This is a genomic window from Streptomyces sp. NPDC101166 (assembly GCF_044768125.1).
Classification (GTDB): domain Bacteria; phylum Actinomycetota; class Actinomycetes; order Streptomycetales; family Streptomycetaceae; genus Streptomyces.
Genome location: NZ_JBIWPF010000227.1, coordinates 1 through 1,188 on the forward strand (window position 1 = coordinate 1; position 1,188 = coordinate 1,188).

Sequence of the window (1,188 nt, forward strand, 5' to 3'; positions counted from 1 at the left end):
TGGACGCCGGGCAATGGGAGGCGGCGCGGTCGCTCGGGCTGCCGTGGCGGCGGCAGTTCTTCACCATCGTCGGGCCGCAGGCCATGCGCGGAATTCTGCCGAATGCCGCCAATGAGGTGATCAGTCTCTTCAAGGGCACCTCGATCGTCTCGACCATGGCGATCGCCGAGCTGTTCTATCAGGTCCAGGTGATCTACGGCCGCAACGGCCGCGTGGTGCCGATGCTGATGGTGGCAACCGCCTGGTACATCCTGCTGACCACGGTGCTCAGCGTCATTCAGTTCTATATCGAGCGGCGCTTCGCGAGAGGGACCGGCGATGAGTGACTACGCGATCGAATTGCGCGGCATCCGAAAGTCGTTCGGCCGCACCGAGGTGTTGTCCGGCATCGATCTGACGGTCCGTCCGGGCGAGGTCACGGTCATCCTGGGCCCGTCGGGTTCGGGCAAGTCCACCTTGCTGCGCACCATCAATCACCTCGAACAGGTGGACGCCGGCACCGTGCGTGTGGGCGGCGAGCTGGTCGGTTACCGCCGCAAGGGCCGCAAGCTCTACGAACTGCGCGAGCGCGACATTCTGCGGCAGCGGGCGCGCATCGGTTTCGTGTTCCAGAACTTCAATCTCTTTCCGCACCTGACGGTCCGGGAGAACGTCGCGCTGGCGCCGGTGGCCGCCCAGCGGCGCGCCAAGGCCGAGGTGAACACCGAGGCGCTCGACCTGCTGGCGCGAGTCGGGTTGGCGGACAAGGCCGACGAGTACCCGAGCCGCCTGTCCGGCGGGCAGCGGCAGCGGGTCGCCATCGCACGGGCGCTGGCGCTGCGGCCGGAGGTGGTGCTGTTCGACGAGCCCACCTCGGCGCTGGATCCGGAGCTGGTCGGCGAGGTGCTCGAGGTGATCCGGGATCTCGCGCGCGCCGGCTCGACCCTGGTGATCGTCACCCACGAGATCGGTTTCGCCCGCGAGGTCGCCGACACCGTGGTGCTGATGGACGCCGGCCGCATCGTCGAGCAGGGCCCGCCCGCGCAGGTGCTCGATGCCCCGACCCATCCGCGCACCAAAGCCTTTCTCGCACACGTCCTCTGACCGATCGACCACGAAGGAACCTCCCATGCCTCAGGCGCACCGTCGCAGACGGATCACCGCACTCGCCGCACTCACCGTGCTCGGCCTGTTCGCGGCGAGCGCCTG

The 1,188-nt window shown here is 68.1% G+C and carries 2 protein-coding genes; both read left to right on the forward strand.

What is annotated here, in order from left to right:
* A partial coding sequence (locus tag ACIRS4_RS37925; RefSeq protein WP_404204782.1) for an ABC transporter permease subunit occupies positions 1-326 on the forward strand: 326 nt, incomplete at its 5' end.
* Positions 319-1,083 carry an amino acid ABC transporter ATP-binding protein gene (locus tag ACIRS4_RS37930; protein ID WP_379103411.1) on the forward strand — a complete coding sequence of 255 codons (765 nt, stop codon included), beginning with the start codon at positions 319-321 and terminating at the stop codon, positions 1,081-1,083. The genes ACIRS4_RS37925 and ACIRS4_RS37930, both read left to right, overlap by 8 nt.
* Positions 1,084-1,188 lie beyond the last annotated feature (105 nt).